This is a genomic window from Vibrio sp. 1641, from assembly GCF_033339995.1.
GTDB lineage: Bacteria > Pseudomonadota > Gammaproteobacteria > Enterobacterales > Vibrionaceae > Vibrio > Vibrio alginolyticus.
On record NZ_JAWOVP010000009.1, the window covers coordinates 141634 to 166811 of the forward strand.

Annotated in this window: 22 protein-coding genes; 15 read left to right on the forward strand and 7 right to left on the reverse strand. The window is 44.5% G+C overall.

Going from position 1 to position 25178, the window contains the following annotated elements:
- Positions 1-19 precede the first annotated feature (19 nt).
- From clpP to R7Z47_RS17365, 6 genes are all read left to right on the forward strand, one after another.
- On the forward strand, positions 20-646 hold the full coding sequence (gene clpP, locus R7Z47_RS17340; RefSeq protein ID WP_005382347.1) for an ATP-dependent Clp endopeptidase proteolytic subunit ClpP: 627 nt from the start codon (positions 20-22) through the stop codon (positions 644-646).
- A gap of 70 nt (positions 647-716) precedes the next feature.
- Positions 717-1997 carry an ATP-dependent protease ATP-binding subunit ClpX gene (gene clpX / locus R7Z47_RS17345; RefSeq protein ID WP_005382345.1) on the forward strand — a complete coding sequence of 427 codons (1281 nt, stop codon included), beginning with the start codon at positions 717-719 and terminating at the stop codon, positions 1995-1997.
- 130 nt (positions 1998-2127) lie between these two features.
- Positions 2128-4479 (forward strand): endopeptidase La, encoded by a 2352-nt coding sequence (lon, locus tag R7Z47_RS17350; RefSeq protein ID WP_104978916.1) that lies wholly within the window; start codon positions 2128-2130, stop codon positions 4477-4479.
- A gap of 191 nt (positions 4480-4670) precedes the next feature.
- Positions 4671-4943: an HU family DNA-binding protein gene (locus R7Z47_RS17355; RefSeq protein WP_005382341.1), complete on the forward strand. Its 273-nt coding sequence runs from the start codon at positions 4671-4673 to the stop codon at positions 4941-4943.
- A gap of 201 nt (positions 4944-5144) precedes the next feature.
- Positions 5145-7004 carry a peptidylprolyl isomerase gene (gene ppiD / locus R7Z47_RS17360; RefSeq protein WP_262606978.1) on the forward strand — a complete coding sequence of 620 codons (1860 nt, stop codon included), beginning with the start codon at positions 5145-5147 and terminating at the stop codon, positions 7002-7004.
- A 255-nt stretch (positions 7005-7259) separates the two neighbouring features.
- A complete protein-coding gene (locus tag R7Z47_RS17365) occupies positions 7260-7544 on the forward strand; it encodes a ComEA family DNA-binding protein (protein ID WP_031777211.1) in 285 nt (94 codons plus the stop codon).
- Positions 7545-7642: 98 nt separating this feature from the next.
- On the opposite strand, the gene rrtA is transcribed toward R7Z47_RS17365, so the two are convergent.
- Positions 7643-8194 carry a rhombosortase gene (gene rrtA / locus R7Z47_RS17370; protein WP_171346066.1) on the reverse strand — a complete coding sequence of 184 codons (552 nt, stop codon included), beginning with the start codon at positions 8192-8194 and terminating at the stop codon, positions 7643-7645.
- A 3-nt stretch (positions 8195-8197) separates the two neighbouring features.
- Between rrtA and R7Z47_RS17375 the strand changes: the two genes are divergently transcribed.
- Positions 8198-8812: a tRNA-uridine aminocarboxypropyltransferase gene (locus tag R7Z47_RS17375; protein ID WP_115385830.1), complete on the forward strand. Its 615-nt coding sequence runs from the start codon at positions 8198-8200 to the stop codon at positions 8810-8812.
- 6 nt (positions 8813-8818) lie between these two features.
- Here the strand turns inward: R7Z47_RS17375 and R7Z47_RS17380 are convergent, their stop codons facing one another.
- The 3 genes from R7Z47_RS17380 to R7Z47_RS17390 all read right to left on the reverse strand — a co-directional run bounded on the left by R7Z47_RS17380 (position 8819) and on the right by R7Z47_RS17390 (position 12047).
- A complete protein-coding gene (locus R7Z47_RS17380; RefSeq protein ID WP_005384292.1) occupies positions 8819-10141 on the reverse strand; it encodes an anti-phage deoxyguanosine triphosphatase in 1323 nt (440 codons plus the stop codon).
- A 15-nt stretch (positions 10142-10156) separates the two neighbouring features.
- The gene (gene yfbR, locus R7Z47_RS17385) at positions 10157-10741 is read right to left on the reverse strand and encodes a 5'-deoxynucleotidase (protein ID WP_025766954.1); all 585 of its coding nucleotides are present in this window, start codon (positions 10739-10741) and stop codon (positions 10157-10159) included.
- A 91-nt stretch (positions 10742-10832) separates the two neighbouring features.
- A complete protein-coding gene (locus R7Z47_RS17390; protein WP_213874656.1) occupies positions 10833-12047 on the reverse strand; it encodes a pyridoxal phosphate-dependent aminotransferase in 1215 nt (404 codons plus the stop codon).
- Between the two features lie 217 nt (positions 12048-12264).
- Here R7Z47_RS17390 and R7Z47_RS17395 point away from each other — a divergent pair, with 217 nt between their 5' ends.
- The 7 genes from R7Z47_RS17395 to R7Z47_RS17425 all read left to right on the forward strand — a co-directional run bounded on the left by R7Z47_RS17395 (position 12265) and on the right by R7Z47_RS17425 (position 19776).
- On the forward strand, positions 12265-13572 hold the full coding sequence (locus R7Z47_RS17395; RefSeq protein ID WP_033906881.1) for an isochorismate synthase MenF: 1308 nt from the start codon (positions 12265-12267) through the stop codon (positions 13570-13572).
- Positions 13569-15287: a 2-succinyl-5-enolpyruvyl-6-hydroxy-3-cyclohexene-1-carboxylic-acid synthase gene (gene menD / locus R7Z47_RS17400; RefSeq protein ID WP_262606980.1), complete on the forward strand. Its 1719-nt coding sequence runs from the start codon at positions 13569-13571 to the stop codon at positions 15285-15287. Before R7Z47_RS17395 ends, menD begins: the two co-directional genes overlap by 4 nt.
- Entirely contained in the window at positions 15274-16101 is an 828-nt protein-coding gene (menH, locus tag R7Z47_RS17405) for a 2-succinyl-6-hydroxy-2,4-cyclohexadiene-1-carboxylate synthase (protein ID WP_213899478.1), read from the forward strand. Before menD ends, menH begins: the two co-directional genes overlap by 14 nt.
- Positions 16094-16960, forward strand: coding sequence for a 1,4-dihydroxy-2-naphthoyl-CoA synthase (gene menB / locus R7Z47_RS17410; protein WP_005382318.1), 867 nt, complete (start codon positions 16094-16096; stop codon positions 16958-16960). The genes menH and menB overlap by 8 nt, the downstream gene beginning before the upstream one ends.
- Before the next feature lie 125 nt (positions 16961-17085).
- The gene (menC, locus tag R7Z47_RS17415) at positions 17086-18075 is read left to right on the forward strand and encodes an o-succinylbenzoate synthase (RefSeq protein ID WP_176310857.1); all 990 of its coding nucleotides are present in this window, start codon (positions 17086-17088) and stop codon (positions 18073-18075) included.
- Positions 18060-19487, forward strand: coding sequence for an o-succinylbenzoate--CoA ligase (gene menE, locus R7Z47_RS17420; protein WP_176310858.1), 1428 nt, complete (start codon positions 18060-18062; stop codon positions 19485-19487). The genes menC and menE overlap by 16 nt, the downstream gene beginning before the upstream one ends.
- Positions 19488-19587: 100 nt before the next feature.
- Positions 19588-19776 (forward strand): hypothetical protein, encoded by a 189-nt coding sequence (locus R7Z47_RS17425; RefSeq protein WP_017634658.1) that lies wholly within the window; start codon positions 19588-19590, stop codon positions 19774-19776.
- Here R7Z47_RS17425 and R7Z47_RS17430 read toward each other — a convergent pair.
- The 3 genes from R7Z47_RS17430 to R7Z47_RS17440 all read right to left on the reverse strand — a co-directional run bounded on the left by R7Z47_RS17430 (position 19773) and on the right by R7Z47_RS17440 (position 23295).
- Positions 19773-20702, reverse strand: a complete 930-nt coding sequence (locus R7Z47_RS17430) for a YeiH family protein (RefSeq protein ID WP_005384270.1) — start codon at positions 20700-20702, stop codon at positions 19773-19775. The genes R7Z47_RS17425 and R7Z47_RS17430 overlap by 4 nt on opposite strands.
- Positions 20703-20816: 114 nt before the next feature.
- Positions 20817-22691: an MFS transporter gene (locus R7Z47_RS17435; RefSeq protein WP_262606982.1), complete on the reverse strand. Its 1875-nt coding sequence runs from the start codon at positions 22689-22691 to the stop codon at positions 20817-20819.
- 13 nt (positions 22692-22704) lie between these two features.
- Positions 22705-23295 (reverse strand): TetR/AcrR family transcriptional regulator, encoded by a 591-nt coding sequence (locus R7Z47_RS17440; RefSeq protein WP_005382308.1) that lies wholly within the window; start codon positions 23293-23295, stop codon positions 22705-22707.
- 392 nt (positions 23296-23687) lie between these two features.
- Here R7Z47_RS17440 and R7Z47_RS17445 point away from each other — a divergent pair, with 392 nt between their 5' ends.
- Complete coding sequence (locus R7Z47_RS17445; protein WP_005384268.1) at positions 23688-24560, forward strand: Tim44 domain-containing protein; 873 nt, start codon at positions 23688-23690, stop codon at positions 24558-24560.
- Positions 24561-25178 lie beyond the last annotated feature (618 nt).

Consider the following 25178-nt stretch of genomic DNA (forward strand, 5'->3'; position numbering starts at 1 on the left):
ATTTTAGGGACATAAGAATATGAGCTACCAAGAAAAAAATGCAATGTCGCCAATTATGGACGCGCTAGTACCAATGGTGGTTGAACAAACTTCCCGAGGCGAACGCTCTTACGACATCTACTCACGTCTGCTGAAAGAGCGCGTGATTTTTTTAACGGGTCAAGTGGAAGACCACATGGCAAACCTTGTCGTGGCTCAGCTACTTTTCCTAGAATCTGAAAATCCAGATAAAGATATTTTCCTATACATCAACTCGCCAGGCGGCAGCGTAACAGCTGGTATGTCTATTTACGATACCATGCAGTTCATTAAGCCAAATGTCAGCACTGTGTGTATGGGTCAAGCATGTTCAATGGGTGCCTTCCTGCTTGCAGGTGGTGCGCCAGGTAAGCGTTACGTACTGCCTAACTCTCGTGTAATGATCCACCAACCATTGGGTGGTTTCCAGGGTCAAGCTTCTGATATCCAAATCCATGCTCAGGAAATCCTGACGATTAAACAGAAGCTAAACAAGTTGTTAGCAGAACATACAGGCCAACCTCTTGAAGTCATTGAGCGCGATACTGATCGTGATAACTTCATGTCATCAGAGCAGGCTGTGGAATACGGTATCGTGGATGCAGTGTTAAGCCACCGTGGCGAGTAATTAGCCAGCGCATTTTGGCAAAAATTGATATACACTCATTCATGAAGAGTAAAGGCTAAGAGGTTAGCGAATGACAGATAAAAGCAAAGAAAGTGGCAGCGGTAAATTGCTGTACTGTTCTTTCTGCGGCAAAAGTCAGCACGAAGTTCGCAAGCTAATCGCAGGTCCGTCAGTGTACATTTGCGACGAATGTGTCGACTTATGTAACGATATTATTCGCGAAGAAATCAAGGATGTTCTCCCTAAGAAAGAATCTGAAGCGTTACCAACGCCAAAACAGATCCGTGAACACCTTGATGACTATGTGATCGGGCAAGATTACGCGAAAAAAGTGCTCGCAGTTGCGGTATATAACCACTACAAGCGTTTACGCAATGGTGATACAACGAGCGAAGGTGTGGAGCTTGGTAAGAGTAACATCCTTCTAATTGGTCCTACAGGTAGCGGTAAAACACTACTTGCGGAGACATTAGCTCGATTCTTGGATGTGCCATTTACAATGGCAGACGCGACGACACTAACCGAAGCCGGTTACGTAGGTGAAGACGTTGAAAACATCATCCAAAAGCTTCTGCAAAAATGTGATTACGATGTAGCTAAAGCGGAACGCGGCATCGTTTACATTGATGAAATTGATAAGATTTCACGCAAAGCTGAAAACCCATCTATTACGCGTGACGTATCTGGTGAAGGTGTTCAGCAGGCGCTACTAAAACTTATCGAAGGTACGGTTGCATCGGTTCCACCTCAAGGTGGTCGTAAGCATCCTCAGCAAGAATTCCTACAAGTGGACACATCTAAGATCCTGTTCATCTGTGGTGGTGCTTTTGCTGGCTTAGACAAAGTGATTGAGCAGCGTGTTGCAACAGGTACAGGTATTGGCTTTGGTGCTGAAGTTCGTTCGAAGAATGAATCGAAGACGGTAGGTGAGCTATTTACTCAAGTTGAACCTGAAGACTTAGTGAAGTACGGCCTCATTCCAGAATTCATTGGTCGTCTACCTGTAACAACAACACTGACTGAGCTTGATGAAGAAGCGTTGATTCAGATCCTATGTGAACCGAAGAACGCACTGACCAAGCAATATGCAGCATTGTTTGAGCTGGAAAACGCTGAACTTGAATTCCGTGAAGATGCGCTGCGCGCTATCGCGAAAAAAGCAATGGAGCGTAAAACAGGTGCTCGTGGCTTACGCTCGATTCTTGAAGGCGTGCTACTTGAAACCATGTACGAATTACCATCTGCAACAGACGTTAGTAAAGTCGTGATTGATGAGTCCGTCATTAATGGCGAGTCAGAGCCACTGCTTATTTACAGTAACGCAGACAATCAGGCAGCTGGAGCAGAGTAAATTCAGCCATAATGAAAAAGGAGGTAAGTAATTACCTCCTTTTTTTATTTCTCTTATTGAATCCAAACAATTAGCCCCCATATACTGCCTTAAGTAATACGTTAAACGTGAAAGCGGAAGAGAGAATTATATGAACTTGGAACGTTCCGAGCGTATCGAGATCCCGGTACTACCTCTACGTGACGTAGTGGTCTACCCACACATGGTTATTCCATTGTTTGTTGGTCGTGAGAAATCGATTAGCTGTCTAGAAACGGCGATGGAAACCAACAAACAAGTTCTTCTTGTGGCACAAAAGCAAGCGGATACTGACGAGCCTACGGTTGACGACCTATTTGACGTAGGTACGGTAGCCACCATTCTCCAGCTCTTGAAGCTTCCGGATGGCACAGTAAAAGTATTGGTCGAAGGCCAGCAGCGAGCAAAAATCAATCACTTTAAAGAGAGTGACTTCTTCTTAGCTGAAGCTGAATTTGTTGTTACGCCAGAATTGGATGAGCGTGAGCAAGAAGTGATTGTTCGCAGCGCGATTAATCAGTTTGAAGGGTTCATTAAGCTAAACAAGAAGATTCCACCAGAAGTGCTAACGTCACTTAATGGTATCGACGAAGCTGCACGCTTAGCGGATACCATCGCGGCTCATATGCCGTTGAAGTTGGTAGATAAGCAGCAAGTACTTGAAATTGTTGACGTTACTGAGCGTCTGGAATTCCTGATGGGCCAGATGGAATCAGAGATCGACTTGCTGCAAGTTGAAAAACGAATTCGTGGTCGCGTTAAAAAGCAAATGGAAAAATCTCAGCGTGAGTACTATCTGAATGAGCAAATGAAAGCGATTCAGAAAGAACTTGGTGAGATGGAAGACGCACCAGACGAGTTCGAAACGCTACAGAAGAAGATTGACGAATCAAAAATGCCTCAAGAGGCACGTGAAAAGACAGAGCAAGAGCTGCAAAAGCTTAAGATGATGTCTCCAATGTCTGCTGAAGCAACAGTGGTTCGTAGCTACATCGATTGGATGGTCAGCGTTCCTTGGGCTAAGCGCTCAAAAGTTAAGAAAAACTTAGCGAAAGCAGAAGAGGTTCTTAATGAAGATCACTACGGTCTAGAACGCGTCAAAGAACGTATCCTTGAATACCTGGCTGTTCAAAACCGTATCAACAAGCTAAAAGGTCCTATCCTTTGTCTTGTTGGTCCTCCTGGTGTCGGTAAAACATCTCTTGGTCGTTCAATTGCTTCAGCTACAGGCCGTAAGTATGTTCGTATGGCGTTGGGTGGTGTGCGTGATGAAGCGGAAATTCGTGGTCACCGTCGTACTTACATCGGCTCATTACCAGGCAAATTGATCCAGAAGATGTCGAAGGTTGGTGTGAAGAACCCGCTGTTCTTATTGGACGAAATCGACAAAATGTCTTCAGATATGCGTGGTGATCCGGCATCGGCTCTACTAGAAGTGCTTGATCCTGAACAGAATAACTCGTTCAACGATCACTACCTAGAAGTGGATTACGATCTCTCTGACGTTATGTTTGTTGCGACATCGAACTCGATGAACATCCCGGGCCCATTGTTAGACCGTATGGAAGTTATTCGTTTATCTGGTTACACCGAAGACGAGAAGCTGAACATTGCAAAACGTCACCTTGTTGATAAACAAGTGAAGCGTAATGGCTTGAAAGCGGATGAGATCGTCATTGAAGATTCTGCAATTATTGGCATCATTCGTTACTATACGCGTGAAGCGGGTGTCCGTAACTTAGAGCGTGAGATTTCTAAGATCTGCCGTAAAGCAGTGAAGAACATCTTGTTGGATAAGAACATCAAGTCAGTAACGGTAACGATGGACAACCTAAAAGAGTACTTAGGTGTTCAACGTTTCGATTACGGTAAAGCGGATGAAAGTAACCGAATTGGTCAAGTAACTGGCCTAGCTTGGACAGAAGTGGGTGGCGATCTATTAACGATTGAAACTCAATCAATGCCAGGTAAAGGTAAGCTGACACAAACGGGTTCTCTTGGTGATGTGATGCAAGAGTCTATCCAAGCAGCAATGACAGTGGTTCGCTCTCGTGCAGAAAAGCTAGGTATCAATACTGACTTCTACGAGAAGAAAGATATTCACGTACACGTGCCGGAAGGCGCGACACCAAAAGATGGCCCAAGTGCGGGTACAGCAATGTGTACGGCATTGGTTTCTTCTCTGACAGGCAATCCTGTGAAAGCAGAAGTAGCGATGACGGGTGAAATCACACTGCGTGGTGAGGTTCTACCTATCGGCGGCCTAAAAGAGAAGTTACTTGCGGCACACCGTGGTGGCATTAAGACAGTGCTAATTCCAAAAGATAACGAGCGTGATTTGGAAGAGATTCCTGATAATGTTATCGCTGATCTGAAAGTTATCCCTGTACAGTGGATTGATGAAGTACTGAAAGTCGCACTAGAGCGAGACCCGACGGGCGTTGAGTTTGAGTCTCAAAAATAGTGATGTGTAGCAAAAATAAGTAAAAGTTTACGCTGATAAGCCCAAAAAGGCTTGTCAGCGTTTTTTTTGGGCGCTAAGTTAGTTTCGATAGCTGTCAGCCCTTGATGAATAAGGGGTGGAGCATATTTTCTTAACAATGGAACGAAAGTCATCACAAAAATAATCACAGATGACACAAAGGGGAAATTACAGTGAATAAAACTCAGTTAGTAGAACAAATCGCAGAAAATGCAGATATTTCTAAAGCGTCAGCGGGTCGTGCTCTAGATGCATTCATCGAAGCAGTAAGCGGAACTCTTCAATCTGGTGATCAAGTCGCTCTAGTTGGCTTTGGTACATTCAGCGTTCGCACTCGTGCTGCACGTACTGGTCGTAACCCAAAAACTGGTGAAGAAATCCAAATCGCAGAAGCAAAAGTACCAGCTTTCAAAGCTGGTAAAGCACTGAAAGACGCTTGTAACTAATCACGGCGTTATTTCTGTAACCGGCCATTTGCTTAACTTTTGCTCAAACAATAAGTTTCGAACAAAAATTTACAAACTTCGAGCCGAACTTTCTTAAATTATGCGCATCATACTGATGCGCATTTCTTTTTCTGATATTATTGCGCCATTATTTCTATTAGATAGAAGCAGTAGGCTTCAATTGTGGAGAGCAGTTAAATTATGATGGATCGACTACGCGAAGGCGTGAATAGCATCGCGGTCAAAATTATCCTTGGACTTATCATCCTGTCTTTCGTATTTGCAGGTGTAGGTAGCTACATCGTTGGTGGTAGCAACAACTCTGCAGCGAAAGTCGGTAACACTGAGATTCCTCGTGGTGAGTTCGAGATGGCATACCAAAATGAGCGTAACCGTATGCAAGCTCAGTTGGGTGACTACTTCTCTCAAATGCTGGCTGACCCTGCATATGTTGAATCTTTCCGCAAATCCGTTTTAGATCGAATGATCAATGACGTGTTGCTTGACCAACAAGCTGAAGCTTTGGGTCTGCGAATCAGCGACACTCAAGTGCGTAGCATGATTCTAGACATGCCTCAGTTCCAATCTAATGGTCAGTTTGATCAAGAGATCTATCAAGCTTCTTTGCGTCGTGCAGGCTTTTCGCCAGACTCTTTTGCTGAGTACATGCGTCGTGAATTGGTTCGTGAGCAACTGCTGAATGCGCTACAAAACAGTGAATTTATTCTGCCGGGCGAAGTACAAGCAGAAGGCAAGCTGTTCACTCAAACTCGTGATATTCGCACGATTCAGATCGACTTAGCGGAGTTCGCGAAAAATATTGAATTGACCGACGAAGAAATTCAAGAGTACTACAAAGCAAACCCAGACAACTTTACACGCCCAGAGCAGGTTAAAGTCTCTTACATCGAACTGTCAGCTGAAGCGCTAAAGGAACAAGTTAATGTTTCTGATGCTGAGGTGAAAAAGTACTACGACGAGCACTTAAACAAATACTCTTCAGAAGAGCAACGACGTGTCGCTCACATTCTTGTAGAAGGGGACGATGAAGCAAAAGCGCAAGCTATCCTAGATGAGCTAAACGCGGGTGCAGATTTTGCGACGCTTGCTCAAGAGAAATCTGACGATTTTGGCAGCGCTGAAAACGGTGGTGACCTAGGTTGGATTGAGCGTGATGTGATGGACCCTGCTTTTGAAGAAGCGGCATTCGCACTGAAGAATCCTGGCGATACGTCGGGTCTAGTAAAGTCGGACTTTGGCTATCACATTATCAAGCTTGAAGAGCTAAAAGATTCTGTGGCGAAGCCATTTGAAGAAGTCGCTGCTGAAATCAAACAAGAGATGGTCGACCAACAAGCGATCGATCAATTCTACGAGTTGCAAAATGAGCTTGAGCGCGTAGCGTTTGAATACCCAGACTCATTGTATGATGCTTCTCAAGCGGTTAACCAAGAAGTGAAGAGAACGGACTTTATTTCTCAGGTTGATGCACCTGAAGTGCTTCGTAGCCCTGCGGTAATGCAAGCTATCCTAAGCCCTGAAGTTAAAGAAGATGGCCTAAACTCTGAAGCTATCGAAGTTGCGCCTGAGCATATTATCGTTGTTCGTGTTGAAGATGCGCGTGACGAGACAGTTCTTCCACTAGAAGAAGTGAAAGATCAGGTTGTTGCAGAGCTATCTCGTGTTAAAGGTGAGCAAGAAGCGATGGAACTTGGAACACAAGTCGTTGCGGCATTGAAAGAAGGTAAGACGAACGTGCTTGCTGAAAACAATCTTGCCTTTGGTGAACAAGAGACAGTAGATCGTCGTTCTCCGTTGGCAACAACGGTATTCGCGATGGCAAAACCAGTCGATGGTAAACCAGTATACGGTCAGTCTAAAGATCTTGAAGGTAACATCATTATCATCGAGCTTGATGCTGTAAACGCAGAGCTAGATAGTGAGTTAGAAGATCAAGTTGCGATGCAAATGCAGCGTGCATCTTCTCAGCAAGATTTATCATCTGTACTAGCCGTACTGCGTGCAAATACTGACATTGAGTACTTTGTTGTGAGCAACTAAGCACAATTAGTGTAATTTGTATGTTGAATAAAACGGACCGCATAAGCGGTCCGTTTTATTTTTGTCTTTATGAACTTCAATCATCAATAGGCATTACTTAAATTAGTGCGCGTTTAAGTGATAGCGGCCGTTGTGAATTCCGGGTCATCTCAGTTTGTTAAATGCATAACCATATTGCTTTCCATTGCAAACTTGATAGTGACTCGCTCTCGACGACTGTTTTTAGCCTACTATTTTGGAGATTGTATGTTCAATATGAAATGGATTTTGACATTGTGCTTATTTGTTTTTGCACCTTTTAGCATGGCTGCGGATTCAGCCACTGACAAATATGAAGGAATTGAAATTACTGTAAATATCAACACGGCCACTGCTGAAGAAATTGCGACCATGTTGAAAGGTATAGGTGAGAAGAAAGCGCAGAGTATAGTGGACTACCGCGAGGAACATGGCCCTTTTAAAACGGCAGCAGATTTGAAGAGCGTAAAAGGCATAGGTGAAGCGACAGTTAAGAAAAACGAAGACCGCATTTTACTGTAGCTTGATGTATTGCAGATATTGAGTCTGAATTCAGAACAATATCTGTTTCCCTATTACTGCTTTCCCGAACCAGCCCCTCTTTCGTGGTTCGGGATTTTTTATCCGAATAAACGACGGCGAAGGCCTTTTTCCAGTAAAGCCATTACTAACCCACCGAGTGCGCCAAACATATGAGCATCAATAGCAACGTTTGCACCGATAAGCTCAGCAGTACTGCTGGATGGGCCATAGACCTGCTCCCATGCTACTTTGGCGATTAGTCCTCCAACTAACAACACACTGCTTCTTCTGCTTTCAAAGACTTCTCTGAGCGCCCAAAATCCAAACAATCCGTGTAATACGCCGGATAAACCCACGTATACCGACATGTTGGTAAACAAATTCAGCGCACCAACACATGCACATAAGATTGGAAAAACGATAAGGAAGTTACGAGTGCTTGGGCGAAAAATAAAAGTAATGATCCACAATCCGGCGAGGTTCATTCCTAAGTGCGCAAAGTTGGTATGTGTGAGATTTCCTGTTACGATTCGCCACCATTCACCATGGCGTATATTGTAGCTGTGCCACTCGGTTAGGCTTGCCATTGGTTCAAATTGAAGTATCAAACAGATCACGCTGATAATACTCAGCAAGGTATAAAGGTTCACTCTATGTCTCGTTATTGTTCTCGTTGTGGAAAATCGCAAAAAGCGTGTATTTGCCAATGGATTGTACCGCTGGCAAGCGAGGTAGAACTTATCATTCTTCAGCACACGAGTGAAGAACATCGTCCGCTTGGTACGGCACGGATTCTCAATTTGAGTTTAGATAACTGTATTTGTTTGATAGGAGAGGACTTTTCTTGTGATGATGCCTTAAATCACTTATTAGCGGATGAGTCATATCAACATTTTGTTCTTTACCCATCAGAAGAGTCACGATGCATTTCTGAAATCACTCAAGCGAGTCATAGTGTATCTAAGAAAATACGTTTGATTTTGCTCGATGGTACGTGGAAAAAAGCGTACAAAATGTGGCAACTCTCAAGCAACTTACATCCACTCCCAACCGTGCAGTTGCCTAAGCAACTACAAGGGCACTACACCATTCGTAAGGCGCCCTCTGAGAATAGCTTATCGACAGTCGAGGCTGGTTATCATTCGCTTCGCTTGCTTGAACCCGAGCGCGACTTTGCACCGCTTATGCGTGCCTTTGAAAATATGATCGAATTCCAAATCGCCCAGATGCCTCCGGGCGTTTTTGAAAAGAATTATTTGAAAGGTTGAGTGTTACTAAAGAACGATGGAAGAGAAAAGTTGGCGGTGTAGCTTTTGTGCGTGACCATCGGTCATTGCAGAAATATAATCGGCGATGACCCTCATCTTATTGCTCTCGCTCTTCGCCTGACACCACAGATCTTTTGTATGAACGGGTAGTAAGCGCTCTGGGTCTGCTGTTAACGCTTCAAAAATATCCATAATAATTTGCTGACCCTTATACTCAACGATCTGGACCTGCGGGACTTGGATAACGAAGGTGCTGACAAAGTGCTTGAGTACGTCAAGTGCACGTGCCATCTGTGGTTCTAAACACGCATTCCAAGACAGTAACGGGTTATTAAACGGCTCATCCACCGCTTTGATTGAAATGCTGGTCAGTAGCGCGTTAACCATACCACCGATGGCATCTTTCCGCTCATGGTGCTTCCCGCTAAATAGCATCTGTCCGATGGAATCGATATGAGCTTCAAACCACGGGTCGCCACAGTCCGCTAATTGACTTGCTGCGCCTTCTTGCCATTGCTGACGTGTCACCATACCAAGTACGATTGCATCTTCTAAATCATGAACACCGTAGGCGATATCATCTGCTAGCTCCATGATTGAGCAATCGAGTGATTTAAAACGCGTTTTACTGTGCTCAAACTCCGATTCTGGCGTTGAACGCATCAGACTAAGCAATGCCTTGTCGTTGTCAGAAAGCGGTGCAATTACCCAATCAAATAAGTCTTTATCACAATCATAAATGCCTTTAGCTGGGCTCCAATCTTTTGCTTTTAGTTTACGTTGATGTTCGGCTGGTTGAGGTAACTTGACGGAGCGTGTTTGACTAATGAGGGCAGGGTACTTAATCAAACCAAGCAGTGTGCGGCGTGATAAATTCATTCCGAAATGCTCGGTATAAGGCTCTAACTTAGTGACGATACGAAAGGTTTGGGCGTTCCCCTCGAAGCCGCCATGTTCGCGCATTACGTAGTTTAGAGCGACTTCTCCCCCATGACCGTATGGAGGATGCCCGATGTCGTGCGCTAAACATAATGAATCAATTAAGCTGTCTGATGGTAATAGATCACGGAACTCTGGCTGTTTTTTCTTTAGTTGGGCGACGATACCTGTCCCGAGTTGCGACGCTTCTAAGGAGTGTGTTAACCGGCTGCGGTGAAAGTCTTCCAAGCTATTACCGTGTACTTGGGTTTTTGCTTGTAGGCGTCGAAATGCAGCCGAGTGAAGAATGCGCGCTCGGTCTCGTTGGTACGGGCTCCGATGGTCGTCTCGACGGATTTTATGCTCATCATCATGGCGCTCTTGCCATTGCGGGTGTAATTCAAACGACACGATTATCTCCGTAAGCTAACTGATTTCATCTAACGATAATTCGAAACTTGGGGCAAAGGTATTGAGAAAGTAATCCATTTCAGGCGTTCTGCGTTCTTGCAAAGTGACGTCTAAGCGTTTTTTTGCCAGAGCGAACTCATGGTTACCGGCGCTTAGTTCTTCGAGACATTTTAAATAGGCACAGATGGAATCGGCTTGCTTAACGATTTTTGCGTCCTCTTCGTGAGCAGAGTGAGAAAGAAGATAGGGGGCAAAATCATCTTGGAACTCTTCCGGTAACATTGAGAGTAATTTTTGTTCCGCTGCCGATTCTATCTTCTTATATTCTTTGGCAATTTCAGGGTTGTAATACTTCACTGGAGTTGGAAGATCACCCGTTAATACTTCACTGGAATCATGGTACATGGCAAGAATAGCGATGCGTTCTGGATTAAGGTTGCCGCCGAACTTTTTGTTTTTAATTAGGGCAAGGGCATGAGCGACAAAAGCAACTTGTAAGCTATGCTCTGAAACGTTTTCTGGTGAGACGGACCGCATTAAAGGCCAGCGTTGGATCAGCTTCATTCGAGCCAGGTGGGCGAAAAAATGGCTTTCTTTCATGGCTTTCTCCGTTTCTGGTGTAAAAAAAGGAACTCACTAGGAGTTCCTCTAAGCATATGAGAGATCAGCACTAATTACTACCAGTGATTCATTACTGGCTGTAGGTTGATAGGAATCTTTCAAAACGTCCAATAGCGATTTCTAGATCTTCAACGTGCGGTAGTGTCACGATGCGGAAGTGGTCTGGTTTTGGCCAGTTAAAACCGGAACCTTGCACCAGTAAGACCTTCTCTTGTTTTAAGAAATCTAAAACCATCTGCTGATCGTTCTTGATGTTGTACATTTTAGTGTCGATTTTCGGGAAGAGGTACATCGCACCCTTAGGTTTGACACAAGAAACACCAGGAATCTGATTGATCAGTTCATACGCTCGGTTGCGCTGCTCTAATAAGCGTCCGCCAGGTAAAATCAGTTCATTAATACTCTGGTATCCACCTAACGCGGTTTGAATCGCATGTTGCATTGGTACGTTTGCGCATAAACGCATCGATGAAAGCAGCTCCAAGCCATTCACGTACCCTTGAGCCAGATGTTTAGGCCCCGTTAGGAACATCCAGCCACCACGGAAACCACAAACACGGTAGGCTTTTGAAAGGCCATTGAATGTCATAACTAGCACGTCTTCAGTGAGTGTGGCGACTGAGGTATGTGTTGCACCGTCGTACAACACTTTGTCGTAGATCTCATCTGCGAAAATGATCAGTTTGTGCTGGCGTGCTATCTCAATCACTTCAAGTAGGAAGTCACGGCTGTATACCGCACCTGTCGGGTTGTTCGGGTTGATCAGAACAATGCCACGTGTCTTTGGTGTGATTTTCTTTTTGATGTCTTCAAGGTCTGGGTACCAGTCAGCCTTTTCATCACATAGATAATGAACCGGCTTACCACCAGATAGTGCAACTGAAGCTGTCCATAACGGATAGTCTGGTGCTGGGATCAGCATTTCATCGCCATTGTTTAATAGCGCTTGCATGGCCATTACGATCAACTCAGACACGCCGTTACCTACATACACATCTTCGACATCTAGCGAGCGTATACCTTTACGCTGATAGTGTTGGACCACAGCTTTACGAGCAGAGTAAATACCTTTGGAATCACAATAGCCTTGAGAAGTCGGCAGATTACGAATCACGTCGACTAAAATCTCATCAGGGGCGTCAAAACCAAATGGGGCAGGGTTACCAATGTTTAGCTTTAGGATTTTATGCCCTTCTTCCTCCATGCGCTTAGCATGTTTGAGTACAGGACCCCTAATGTCGTAGCAGACATTGTCGAGTTTTGACGACATCCCGATATTTTGCATTGTTTAATTCCTAAAAATTCGTTAATTTCTTTATTAAAATACAATAATTTGTTTTTTATTAGAATATATATCTGTAAATAATCTGTCTGCTGGTTAAGTTTTGCTCGCTTGCTATCACAGGATTTTGCAAAAGATCGCATACGACCTTGATTTGCTTTGGGTCTAAACTTAGAGTAGCCGTCAGTTACCATTTATCCTCACATACAACGAGGTTGATTTGTCACAGTTCCATCAAGCCGTAAAGAGAATTATCGAGCGAGTTCAGCAATCGGAAGGCAATCAAACACGTCTGGTCGAGCCCCTTAGCGAGAAACCTAATTTCTCATTTATTGATTGGCTTGATGCACAACCACTTTTCCCTAAGTTTTATTGGCAGTCCCGCGATACACGTGAAGAGGTCGTTGCACTAGGGCAATTGCACGCTTTTGTTGAGCCAGGTCCTGCTTATACCATTCTAGGTGAAGGGCAAAGAGTCTGGGGCGGGCGCTCTTTTGATGGACAGCATGAGAAGAATCGTCGCTGTATGCCTTCTTTTTTCTTTTTGCCTCAAATTGAGTTAATTCGTTTTGACCAACAGTGGTCTCTCGCAGTTAATATTTCAGAAGACAAAGCGCGAACTCTAGCTGGGTTGAATAAACTGGTTTGTGAGGTCGCGACCTTAGCTCCAATTTCGTCTCACATCCGCTCTATTGTTCATACGCCAAGTCAGCCTCAATGGAATGAGTTAGTTCATAAGGTTCTGACTGGTATAGAGAATGATGATTTTAAGAAAGTGGTTTTAGCGCGTCGCTCTACCGTGCAGCTTGATAACACATTAAGTGCTGCACAGCTACTTAAAGCAAGTTACTTAAATAACCATCATAGCTTCCATTTCATGCTGAGCTTAGACAGTAAGCACAGTTTTATGGGGTCTACGCCAGAACGTTTGTATTCTCGCGTAGGGCATGAGCTACATACCGAAGCGTTAGCAGGTACGATTGGTCGGGGAGACAATGCCACTCAAGATATGGAGTTGGCGAATTGGTTATCCCAAGACCAAAAGAACCTCAACGAAAACCAGTATGTGGTGGACGACATCATTGACCGTCTATCACCGCATTCTGAAATGGTTGAAGTGGAAGCTGAACCGAGTTTGGTCAGACTACGAAAAGTGCAGCACCTTAAGCGAAATATTCACGCTAGTCTAAGAGCGGGGATAAATGGTGTTCAGTTGTTATCGGCGCTTCAGCCAACAGCGGCGGTTGCTGGCTTACCCCGACAAGAGTCCATGCAGTTTATTCTTGATAATGAGCCGTTTGCACGCGGCTGGTATGCAGGCTCTATGGGTTACATCAGCCATGAGCGTGCAGAGTTTTGTGTCGCAATCAGAAGTGCGCTTGTGCTCGGTGAGCAAGTACAACTGTTTGCGGGCGCAGGGATTGTTCCAGGCTCCATTGCAGAACATGAGTGGGCAGAACTTGATAAGAAAATGTCGACGTTACTTACGCTGATTTCTGATCATCCGCCATTGGGAGTCGCATCATGAGTCATGACCAAGCGGTGCTCAATCGAGTTTGGTCAGAAACCATATTGATTGAGCTTCAGCGATTTGGCGTTAAGCATGTTTGTATCGCTCCCGGATCTCGTTCTACGCCTTTAACTTTAGAAGCGGCAGAACAGTCCGACTTTTCCATTCATACTCATTTTGATGAGCGTGGATTGGGCTTTATGGCTCTTGGTTTAGCGAAAGCTACTCAGGAACCCGTGGCAATTATCGTTACCTCTGGTACGGCAGTGGCGAACTTATTACCGTCGGTTGCCGAAGTCAAACTTACTGGTGAAAAACTGGTGCTGCTGACAGCAGATCGTCCAGTAGAACTTGTCGGCTGTGGTGCAAACCAAGCGATAAATCAATTGGGTATTTTTTCACATCATGTTTCGGCCAGTTTGAATTTACCAAGCCCAAATTTAGCAACGTCGCTTAACTGGTTGCTGACCTCTGTTGACGAAGTGATGTTTACTCAGCAATTGCAGGGTAGTGCCGTTCATATTAATTGTGCATTTCCAGAGCCTTTGTATTCCAACGGCGCAAAAGCGGATTATCAAACCTACTTAGATTCGGTCGCCGGATGGCGAAAAGGAAGCGGCACTTATACTCAGCGTTTTAGCCATTTGTCACAGGCGAACATCCCGCCTTTTTCAGACAAAAAAGGCTTGGTTGTAATTGGCAGCTTACCGCTTGAACAAGCGAAGTCGGCGCAGGCATTTGCACAAAAGATGGGATGGCCAGTACTTGCAGACCCGCAAAGTGGTCTCAGTTCGGATTGGGCGTATTACGATGTATGGCTTCAACTTCCCGAGTTCGCAAACGAGCTTGAATCTTGTGAACTTATTATCCAATTTGGTAGCCGAATCATCTCCAAACGTTTGAACCAATGGATTGATAAACAAGTATCGAAAAATCAACAAAGTAAAGACGTTCAGTATTGGTATGTCTCACCTTGTATGGACCGGAATAACCAAAATCATCTGGCGCAAATGCACTGGGTTGAGCCTCCTAAAACGTGGGTTTCTCGCATTAGTTTTGAGAAGTCAATATTTGCTGGGTGGGCTGATAGGTTAGCGAATGACGTTAAGCGAGTTCATCAACGTATCGAAGAAGCCTTCCTATCTGATTCAGCGTCTGCCATTGACGAAATTGCGTTGGCAGCAGACATCAACGAGCGCACAAAGAACGTAGATGTTTTCTTGGGTAATAGCTTGTTTGTTCGGCTTGTTGATATGTACGGAAAATTGGATGGTGTAGAGGTTTTCACTAATCGAGGCGCATCAGGGATTGACGGTTTGTTTGCTGCGGCATCAGGCGTGCAACGGGCAAGAGGTAATCCGTTACTAATGTATATCGGTGACACAGCAGCACTTTATGATCTCAATTCTCTGGCGCTATTTTCTCACAATAAACTGCCGGCGGTACTTGTTGTTACTAATAATGACGGCGGTGCGATTTTTGATATGTTGCCAGTACCACCAGAGCGCAGGACGACATATTATCAAATGCCTCATGGTTATCAGTTTGAACACGCGGCAAAGCAGTTTGGTTTGGCGTATTTGCATGTTTCTACACTGGAGCAATTCCAATCATCTGTAAAAGAGCATTTATGTCACCGCCAAGGAACGTTGCTGGTCGAGGTTCAAACCCCACCTAATCAAGCTGCTGAGACACTCAAGGCATTTAATAAGAGTCTGAATGCTTTACTTTGAACGTTTCCCTGTATTAGAAAAACACCAAAGTAGAACGTTGCCCACTTTGGTGTTTTTGCATGGTTTGCTTGGTAGCGGTGAAGATTGGCAATCGTGTATCAACGCGTTACCCGAGTATGAACGTGTTACGGTTGACCTCCCTGGTCATGGGCACAGCCAATCTATTTCTTGCAGCGATCTGAATGATTGCTGCAAACTTCTTGGTTCCACACTATCTTTATTATTTCCCTCACAACAACCACTTATTTTGATTGGTTACTCTATGGGCGGCCGCATTGCGATGCATGGTATTGCCCATCAATGCTTTCCAGATCTCAATATTGCGGGCGCGATTGTTGAAGGGGGAAACTTCGGGCTTCAAACTGAGTCAGAGAAACAGGTGAGATTAGAGAATGATGCTCGCTGGGCAATGCGTTTCAAAACTGAACCACTTGAACGTGTTTTGAACGATTGGTACCAACAAGCGGTGTTTTCTTCACTAAACCATGAGCAAAGACAAACATTCATTGCGAAGCGAAGTGATAATCTTGGCTCAGCGGTGGCGAATATGTTGATGGCGACATCGTTAGCCAAACAGGCATATTTGTTGCCCTCACTGCAAAAGCAGAACATACCAGTGTATTACTTGTGTGGTGAGAAAGACCAAAAATTTAGCCAACTGGCACAACATAGCGGGTTGGCGTATCGACAAGTTGAAGGCGCTGGTCATAACGTCCATCAAGAGCAGCCCAAACAGTTTGCGATACATACCAAGCAAATAATTCAGTCTCACTTTGGTGAGAGTAACGAGAACAATGGGAATCACCATGGCTAAAACAGTAGGCATTTCTGAAGAAGAACTTTACGCTCCGGTTCAATGGAAAGATTGCGGCGAGAAATACGAGGACATTCATTACCATAAGTCTGAAGATGGTATCGCGAAAATCACCATTGCGCGTCCTCAAGTGCGTAACGCGTTTCGTCCTCAAACGGTAAAAGAGATGATTGATGCGTTGGCAGATGCGCGTTACGACTCTGGTGTTGGCGTGATCATTCTGACAGGTCTAGGTGAAGACGCATTCTGTTCTGGCGGCGACCAGAAGATCCGTGGCGACTATGGCGGCTATAAAGATGACCAAGGTACGCATCACCTAAACGTATTGGACTTCCAACGCGATATTCGTACTTGTCCAAAACCAGTGATCGCATCGGTAGCGGGTTGGGCTGTTGGCGGTGGTCACGTTCTGCACATGATGTGTGACCTAACGATTGCAGCTGACAACGCTCAATTTGGTCAAACAGGCCCTAAAGTGGGTTCATTTGATGGCGGTTGGGGTGCATCTTACATGGCTCGCATCGTAGGCCAAAAGAAAGCTCGCGAAATTTGGTTCCTATGTCGTTTCTACAATGCTCAAGAAGCGGTAGACATGGGCCTAGTAAACACAGTTGTACCACTAGCGGATCTAGAGAAAGAAACCGTTCGTTGGTGTCGTGAAGTACTACAGCACAGCCCAATGGCATTGCGCTGCCTGAAAGCTGCATTAAACGCAGATTGTGATGGTCAAGCGGGTCTGCAAGAGCTAGCGGGTAACGCAACGATGATGTTCTACATGACTGATGAAGGCCAAGAAGGTCGTAACGCCTTTAACGAGAAGCGTCGCCCAGACTTCGATAAATTCCCTCGCAACCCATAATCCGTCTAAATGAGGAGCGTGTTAGCTCCTCTGTTCCTTTTTTCCTGAGCGCCTCGCCCTCTGGGAGGCTGGTGGGATTGCTCGTCAGAACGCTCAAATATAAGGCATTACATAGGACTTGAATTATGCGTGAAGCGAAAATTTATCGTTATAGCTTGCCCATGGATAGTGGTGTCATCCTACGTGACAACAAGCTAACCGAACGTGTTGGTTATGTTGTTGCGCTTTCTGAAGGTGACCAAATAGGGTTTGGAGAAGTCGCTCCTCTTCCTAGTTTTAGTTTAGAGAGCACCGAAGATGCGGGTGTTCAGCTACAAGAACAGGCGGAACGTTGGGTAGCAGAGTTGGATGTGGATTATGCCAATATGTACCCGTCGGTTGCGTTTGGTTTATCGATGGCACAGCTTGAATTAGCTGGTGGCTTACCACAACAAGGTAAATACCAAACAGCGCCACTATGCACTGGCGACCCAGATGAGCTCATTCCAAAGCTGAACGAAATGGAAGGTGAGAAAGTCGCTAAGGTGAAAGTTGGACTTTATGAGCCAATTCGCGATGGCATGCTTGTGAACCTTTTTCTTGAATCAATCCCTCAATTAACGCTTCGACTCGATGCCAATCGCGCTTGGACACCAGAAAGAGCGCAGCAGTTTGCTAAATACATTACTCCGTCTTTGCGTCAGCGCATTACCTTTTTGGAAGAGCCGTGCCGCTCTCCTGGCGATAGTCTCTCTTTTGCGATTAATACTGGTATTGCTATCGCTTGGGATGAAACATTGCAAGATGCGGTTCGTCGTGAAGATTTCCGTCTTGAAGATCTAACTGGAGTGAAAACGATCATTATCAAACCCACACTCATTGGTTCAGTGGATTTTTGTATTACACTGATAGAGAAAGCGAAGTCACTAGGGATGAAAGCAGTGATTAGCTCGAGCATTGAATCCAGTCTCGGTTTAACTCAATTAGCGCGCTTTGCCCAATGGCAGCTGCCTGATGAAGTTCCAGGTTTGGATACGATTGGCTTATTCAAAGCTCAGCTAGAGCAGGGCTGGCCTAAGTGTGAACTTCCCGTTCTTCCTCTAAAAGACCAGGAGATTGTGTGGCATTCTGCGTAGACAATATTGCGAAGGCACCATGGAAATATTGGGCTCAAACGAGCCCTTTTTCTATTGCACTCAAGACATCAACAGAAGTTTTAAACTGGCAACAACTCTCGAAGCGTATTGACCAATACACTCACTATTTGAATGACTTGGGTGTAACTCGGGGGGATGTGCTGACTTTGGTTGGCAAGAACCAAGTAGAAACACTGTTGTTTTATCTTGCCTCCAAACAGTTAGGCGCGCTCGCTGCGCTGACCATGGAACAACCACTAGATAAGTTGCAGGGTAAGCTTGCTACACTTTACAGGCCTGATCAAACTCGGTTTATCTGGTTTTCTCAGGAATGCGCTTCGACCTTTTCTGAACATGATATACAAAAACTCAAGGCAACATTGCTTTCACCGCCTGTAGTATCACCGCAAGAGAGTGATTCGTTGACTGAAGATAGCTATCATCATGACCGGCTCGCTTCAGTAGTATTTACTTCTGGCTCTACAGGTGAGCCTAAAGCTGTGGTTCATACACATCGACAGCATCTTGCGTCTGCAGAGGGCTTGTTGCAGGAGTTCATTTTCACTCAGCAAGATGCTTGGCTGTTATCGCTTCCGCTGTATCACGTCTCTGGATTAGCGATTGTCTATCGTTGGCTATATGTCGGAGCAACACTAAAAGTCGGTTCAGGGAAACTTGTTGATGATGTTCAGGGCGTATCACACGCTTCTTTGGTTGCGACTCAGCTCAAACGGTTATTGGATGATGATGCACATTTGTCATTGACACATGTGCTACTGGGCGGCAGCCACGTTGATCACGAGTTGGCACTACGAGCAACAGGGCAAGGCATTGAGACATGGTTAGGTTATGGGATGACGGAGGCGGCCTCTACCGTTACCGCAAAGAGAATTGACAGCACCAGTAATGCTGGACATGTATTGAAGCACCGTAAGATAAAATTAGTTGACCAACGCATTTTTATTGGCGGTAAGACATTAGCGGCAGGGTATTTCCATCAAGGACATGTTACCCCATTTCTGGATGAGAAAGGCTGGTTTTACAGCAAGGATCTTGGCGAGTGGCAAGGTGATGAATTAAAGATAATCGGCCGTGCCGACAATCAGTTTATCTCTGGTGGTGAGAATATCCATTGTGAAGAGATTGAAGCCGCTTTGAACCAAATTGATGGTGTAGTGCAGAGTATAGTGGTTCCAGTCGAAGACGCGGAGTTTGGTCATAGACCAGTAGCTGTGATTCAGACCAATGGATTGCGCAGCAAGTCGGAGTATGACCAGCACTTACAATCAAAGTTAGAGAAGTTTAAATGGCCAGTGGAATACCATGTAATGCCACTAACTCTACTAGAAGGTGGGATCAAAATTTCACGTAAGGCCGTGAAAGAGTGGCTACTGTCATCACTTCAGCATTAGTCAATTTTGCTATGTATTAGTCATAAAGAGAATTTCGTATCCTTATAACTCTGAATCATAATTATGCTTCTTCGTGGAGAGAAAATGCATAAGGTTCAGGATGGCAAAGCTAGTTTTAATTGCGGCAGTAGCACTACAAATTGGTATCGCGATAAGTAGTGAAGGGCTAGCCCGCTCTCTTGCAGAGCTAACGGCATTTTTGATCGCTATTGCGTTGGTCGTTATATACAAAAATAGCAAACGGGAAATACCGTCCCCTCAACGCGATAAGCAGACCACCAATATCTAAAACAGTAACCAACTTAGAGAAGTGGTCGAAATTAACACCCACAGAGTCACACCAAACAACAGTGGCTTAGCTCCAGCAGACTTTAGTTTTGAAATTGAAATGCTACAACCTATCAAGAACAGACATACAACCAACGCTTGCTTTGCTCCAATGAAAATGCCGTGATAGACCATTTCAAATTGAGGAAAGAAGTCGCTAAACGCGATAGCTGCACAGTACCAAAAAATGAAATAAGGGATAGCTAGTTTTTTCTTTCCATTCTCTTTTTGGCCTCTTGAAAAGATGACGGCACTGATCAAAGCAACAGGAATGATCCATAAAGCGCGCGCGAGTTTCAATGTTGTTGCCGTCGTTAGTGCTTCTTCCCCATAGGCCGAGGCAGCCCCGACAACAGAAGATGTGTCATGAATGGCAATCGCAGCCCATGTGCCAAACGTGTGTTGATCTAGCCCTAAAGCATGTCCAATCACAGGAAACACAAAGAGTGCAATGGAGTTCAGGACAAATACCGTTGCCAGTGCTAATCCAATCTGCTCGTCTTTCGCTTTAATCGCCGGTGCCACAGCAGCAATTGCGCTACCACCACAAATTGCAGTACCTGATGAGATTAAGTAAGCGGTTACTCGCTCCAATTTAATTACCCTGGCAATGAGAGTGCCCATGATCAGTGTGCCTGTAATAGTGGCGATGATCAGGCCGATACCATCCGATGTGACTGCAAGTGCTTGCTCAAAGTTGATGCCAAAGCCTAAGCCAATAATCGAGTAAGACAGCAGCTTTTTAGTAAAAGAAGCGATGGGCAGCTCGGAAGGCACAAAACCAAAACTTGCGAGTAGAAAACCGATAACTAGAGCAATAGGAGAGGAGGCAAGGGGGGTTAAACAAAAAAGTAACGCCAATCCAAACAGGAGGTAGTTTCTATTCAAGGTTTTTATTCGCTGTTGTGAATGAAAGGGAGAGTATATCGCACTGGGTGTGGTCAGTTTGTCTTAATGATTTGAACACATGTTCAGTTATCCTAAACATGTGTTCAAGTGTATTTATCGCCAGTCGCCTCTGAGTTGATGCACTTTATCGAACATTGTTTTTGCCGTTGCCTCATTTGGTGGCACCGGTTGTCCTGCTTCAATTTCTAGCTTTGACCAAAATCGAGTCGGTAAGCCACAGCATGCGCGACCTTTTGCGCGGCTGAAATAGCTTCCCCATAAGCCTTTAAGTGCAACAGGTATGACGGGTACTGGGCTACGACGTAGAATGATATCAATACCGCGCATGAATTCATTCATTTCACCATCTGAAGTTAATCTTCCTTCAGGGAAAATACAGACGATATGACCTTCGCTTAGCGCGGCTTCCACATCGTTAAATGCACGTCTAATAGAGCTTCTGTTACTCGCTGAAATTGGAATTACCCCAGTTCGACGTAAAAAGCGCCTTAATGGAGGTAGGTTGGCGTAATCTTCCTCCATCACAAAACGAATCAACCTTGGGCATACTGCACTAAGTAGCAATGCATCCATGTAGCTTACATGATTACATACAATCAATGCCCCACCATGCTCGGGTAGGTTGTGTAGATTCTTATGCTTAACTCGATAGATGGTGTGCGTAAGCATCCACATGACAAAGCGAACTACAAAAATAGGAATTTGCAAAAAGATGTAAGCGGCAACTAAGAAATTTAAAATGGCTAACAATGCAAACAGCTGAGGAATTGTCATCTTGATTACACTTAGGCACACAATACCTAAGACAGCGCTGCCGACCATAAACAGAGAGTTAAAAATGTTGAGCCCTGCGATGACTTGAGCACGTTCGGTTTCCTTTGCTCGATGCTGCATTAATGCGTAAAGCGGCACGATAAACAAACCGCCCGAAGCGCCAATCATCAATAGGTAGAAAAATAATGGCCAAAAAGGCTCATATCTAAAGAAGTCTACAAAGTTATGGAAAATAGGTAGATCATTGGGAATGGAAGTGGCCATTAGGTACCCAAATCCCGTAATGCCAAAGGCACCAATTGGCACAATACCGACTTCGATACGATGGTTTGAGATCCAATTGCAAAGTAGCGACCCTAGCGCGATACCAATGGAAAATAGAGCGAGCAAGAAAGACACCGCACTCTCGGTGCCATTTAGGTAAATCTTAGTGAAATTCGGGAATTGTGTTAGATATGCGGCGCCTAAAAACCAAAACCAGCTTATTGCCATTATGCATTGAAAAACAACTCGATCGGATTTGGCGATAGAGAGCGTGTGTTTGGTTTGCTTGTATGGTTGCCAACGAAAAGAGAGATTGGGCGCGCTGGCTGCAGCAAAGGGGATTGAGCGGCTCGACAAGTAGCCTAACAATGCGAAGATCACGACACAAAATGCGGCAAGGTATTTTGCGTTGTCTGCAGAGGCTATAATCCCAGCGCCTAAGGTGCCAATAAGGATGGCGATAAAGGTACCAGCTTCAACAAGAGCGTTGCCGGGCACTAACTCTTTAGCATTTAACTTTTGAGGCAAAAGGGCATATTTAACTGGGCCAAAAAATGCTGACTGTGTGCCCATTAAAAACAGTAGCAATAAAAGCACACCATAACTTTCGGTTATGAATCCGATGGCACCCAAGAGCATGATGGCTATTTCAAATAGTTTAACCTTACGAATAAACCATGACTTTTCATATTTGTCGGCTAATACGCCAGCGGAAGCAGAGAACAGAAAGAACGGTAGAATGAACAAGCCTGCCGCAAGGTTGATGAACAAATTGCTCGAAATAGGTAGTGCACTGGAGCCAGCGAATGCGACAAACAACAGCAAAACGTTTTTAAAAATATTGTCGTTGAAAGCGCCAAAAAACTGAGTAATGAAATAGGGCAGGAACTTTCTCTGCGTAAGTAACGACGGCTGTCTGTCGGATGACATGGATAATCCTTTGTTACCAGTTCGTGAGGTAGTTAGAAAGAAGATTACTGATCAATTCTTTGCCATCAATCGGTTCACTAGAGAAAAACTTATCATCAACACTGAGTAAAGTAATGCCATGTACGCCAGACCAAAGGACTCGACTCGCTTGAATCACTTCGGATTCAGTACGATGTGGTGCGATTTGAGCCAATAGTGACTCTAGCATTCCCGTCATACCATCGATACGTTTGGCATGCCATTCCGGAAGTTCTGCTCCATTCATGTTGTGTTCGAACACTAACTGCCAACGGTATGGGTGTTTTTGAGCAAAATCGTGGTAGCAATAAGCGAGTTCAAAAAGCGCTTGATGGGAGTCTTTGCTGTCATTAGTCGCTTTGCGTGCTTCTTGAGATAACTCATCTAAAGTTTGAGCGACAACATGAAGCAACAACAAATTATAATTACCAAAAACATTTACCAATGTGCTTGGCACGTAACCAATCATGTTAGCGATTTTACGAAGACTGAGTTCGTGGTAAGAATTCTCATCTAAAAAGTTTTTGACCGTTGTTAACGTCAAATTCACTAACTCTTCTCGGGTGTGATCGTTTCTGCGCGCCATACTCTCAAACTACTTTATTGAACATCGTTCAATATGATAGTCAGCTACCTATTAACCGTCAACAAGGCAATGTGTCCAAGTGCCCTCAAGGTGTAGGATTCTGAGCTGTGTCACTGATTCTAATTCAAGTAAAACAATCTGGAGTATTAGTGAACTTATTCCATACTTTTTTTACATTGATCAAGCGCCTTCAGCTGAATTGTAAGCAGTGTGAGCAGTCTGCATTTTTGGCAATATTCTGATACATGTCAGCTTCTATAAGCTATTTTCATCAATCGGTATACAGAGTATGATGACTTAAAAATCATCTTTGGCGTGCTACTGTTTGAAACAACGATTGTTTCGTCTTGAAAATGGGGCACTATCTTAGATAGCTAACTTTAAGGATAACGATGAAACGTTTATTTTCTATTGTTGCTTTGTTGATGTTTACCGTTGCTGTAACGCCTATCGCGGAAGCGAAGAAGTTTGGTGGCAGTAAGTCTTTCGGTAAGAGCTACAAAACCGCACCAGCACCGAAACAACAGCAACAAAACACCAATACGGTCGGCAAAGATCAGACGACAAAGTCTTCAAGTAAGAAAGGCCTTATGGGTGGTCTGCTAGGCGGACTTCTTGCTGGTGGTCTACTTGCTGCATTCTTTGGCGGTGCTTTTGAAGGTATCCAGTTTATGGATATCCTAATTATTGGTTTGATTGCCTTTGTCATCTTTAAACTAATGCGCGGTATGCTAGGTGCGAAGCAGGGCAGTATGAACCAGCATCGTCAACAGCCTGCATTTGGTGGCAACGCATCTAAGTTTGAGCAACCAAACATGCAAAACTTTGAGCAACAACCAAACACAAATAATGGTGGCTTTGGTGGTTTTGGCGCTCAAACAGACGTACCACATAACTACCCACCGGGTTTTGACCAAGCAGCGTTCATTAATGGTTCTCGTGAACACTATCGAATCCTGCAAGGTGCGTGGAATCACAACCAGCTAGAAACTATTGAAGAATATGTTTCTCCAAGCTTGTTTGAAGACCTAAAAGCAGAGCGCGCGAAGCTCGACGGTGAGCAGCATACTGACGTAATGTACGTTGATGCGGAGATCGTCCGTGCTGATTACGATGCAAATAAAGCACAGCTTAGTCTGCAGTTTAGCGGTCGTTACCGTGACACAGTAGAAGGTGTTGAAGAAGAAATCGAAGATATCTGGCACCTAGAGCGTGACTTGACTGCGCCTAATGCGCCATGGTTAATCGTTGGTATTCAAGGCTAGTCACCTTTAAACCAATTTAGCCACTAGTAAAAATCCCGCATCCCCTTCGGGATTTTTTGTATCTATCATTTATATTTCTTGTACGTGTTTTTATACAAACATCACTAATTGAGTCCGTTTGGTAATTTTGCGAGCCCACTTTTTCTAGTAAGTCCTCAAGTGTTTTCCTATTTATATTGAACATTCATATTAAGGCCATACGAACTAACAAAATCAAAATAGCTAGTACATTGTTTGTAGGGTAAAGATCTGCTCCTCAGCCTTTTGTTTGTGGAGTTTCACATGGGGTTGGTTGCTTTAGTGAGATTGAGTATAGGTTATACCAATCGTAGTAAATAACTGGTCATTCTAGCTTGTTAAAATACTCGATAACTGCGCCTTGTTCTCAAGCATTTTCCCTACGCTATTTCTGATCACTTATTTACTGTGATAGGTATTCAATCGAGCAGAGTTTCGGTTAGGAGTGAAAGGTTCGTTGTAGTAGGACTATGCTATCAAGATCCTGAAACGAAAAAAGCCAGCTCAATGAGCTGGCTTCTTCAATATGGTGGAGGGGGACGGATTCGAACCATCGAAGGCAGTGCCGGCAGATTTACAGTCTGCTCCCTTTGGCCACTC